3 protein-coding genes are annotated in these 1,514 nt (G+C 41.1%); all 3 read right to left on the bottom strand.

Translation table 11 applies throughout. The annotated features are described in order from the left end of the window. Positions 1–749 (bottom strand): N-acetylmuramoyl-L-alanine amidase (locus tag IEX94_RS19260; protein ID WP_188859862.1); only part of this gene is annotated, 749 nt, incomplete at its 3' end. Between the two features lie 47 nt (positions 750–796). Beyond that, complete coding sequence (locus IEX94_RS19265) at positions 797–1,024, bottom strand: phage holin (RefSeq protein WP_188859864.1); 228 nt, start codon at positions 1,022–1,024, stop codon at positions 797–799. Between the two features lie 13 nt (positions 1,025–1,037). Then, on the bottom strand, positions 1,038–1,343 hold the full coding sequence (locus tag IEX94_RS19270) for a hemolysin XhlA family protein (RefSeq protein WP_229782815.1): 306 nt from the start codon (positions 1,341–1,343) through the stop codon (positions 1,038–1,040). Between the last annotated feature and the right edge of the window lie 171 nt (positions 1,344–1,514).

The following is a 1,514-nucleotide window of genomic DNA, read 5'->3' on the forward strand; positions in this document are numbered from 1 at the left end:
GCATCATGCCCATTACCATGCTTGCCATCAATGACTTCTTGAGCCATCTGCGATACTGTTTTACTCTTTGGCTTTGCCTTAGGTGCAGAAGATACCCTTGATCTACGATTAACTTCTGCGCGAACTTTTTCATATTCAGCTTGACTAATTCCAAGAGATTTCCTTCTAGCTGAATGACCTTGACCGTGTTTACCTGCAATCACTTCATCAGCCATTTGGGAAATAGTCTTTCCTTTCGGCTTACTCGGATTTGATGGTTTGCTAGGTGCCGGTGCAGGCTGATTAGGCGTAACCGCGCCTCCTCTGATTCTTGCCCGCACCGTATCCATATTAATACCAGGACATGTAGTGTTTGCTCCCGGCATTTCTCTATGACCTTTTACATTATTTACTCCGATACCCAAGCGCTTCATGTTATACGCTACTCGCTCATCCCAAGCTTTTTCTTGGGCAGCTGTGAAAGAACCATTACCAACTAAGCAAATATGGTATGTTGGAGTGTTGTAATTACCCACGCCGTTCGTAATTTCATTTGGGTCATAGCAAAGTTGTACTGTTCCATCTCTCAAGATAATTTCATGGTAACCACCTGTCCCCCACCCCTTTGTACCGTGCCAGTATTTCCAAAAAGAATCAAAATCGCCCGTCGGTGTCGCCGAATGATGACGTACAATATATTTTATTTGCGATAGACTACGGGTTCCGTTTGTACGTTGTGTTCTATGCCTGATATCTTGAATTTTAGCCATTAAAAATACCTCCCTTTAAATATAAAAAGACACCTCAATGAGATGTCTTACTTCATTCCTCTGTCTTTTAAAAATTTCTCATTATGCTGCGCCTTTTTAGTGACGTTATTATTTTTCCACCAAGCCCACACAGCGACTGCTACAGTGGCGACTGCGGACACACCTTCATAAACCTGTTCTTCCGAAAATGGCAATGGGTTCCACCCGAATGTAATTAGTGTCTGGTTAACCAATAAAATCACTAACACTGCTAACCTTGTGATTGCTGCTTGCATTTAAATCATCCTCCTAAAATATATTTGCTATTGCAATACCAATAACTCCGGCAACGACAGCTGTAATTGTGGCAGTGATAATGGCTCCTGTTATTTTTCTACGTATCCAGCCAGTATCGTCTTTAATTTCTTTAATCGTATCTTTAATGGTTCGGATTTCTTGATCTTGTAGCTTGTCGTTTATTTGTAAAGACGAAATGTCGTTTTTCATACTTGCTTGTTCATTTGCCAATTGTTTATGATCGCTTTTTAAACTATTTATATCCTGCTGTATGCTTTCGCGCCAAACGTCCATGTTGGTCACGTCCTTTTCATCCATTTTCATCCCCCTAAAAAATAAGATTCCTCGTATTTCCCCAAAAGAAAAGCACCCCACCCGGGATGCCCTTCCACTATTACATATTCATTTTTCTGTTTGTACGGCGCATAAATCGCAAATTAATTCTTCGCCATCTTCTACTACGTCAATATCGTCGGGGCTAAAATCTAC

It is taken from the genome of Oceanobacillus indicireducens (assembly GCF_014647195.1).
Classification (GTDB): Bacteria; Bacillota; Bacilli; order Bacillales; family Amphibacillaceae; genus Oceanobacillus; species Oceanobacillus indicireducens.

Coding starts and splice junctions, on each gene's coding strand:
- IEX94_RS19265 (WP_188859864.1), bottom strand. CDS start 1,024: ATGCAAGCAGCAATCACAAGGTTAGCAGTGTTAGTGATTTTATTGGTT.
- IEX94_RS19270 (WP_229782815.1), bottom strand. CDS start 1,343: ATGGATGAAAAGGACGTGACCAACATGGACGTTTGGCGCGAAAGCATA.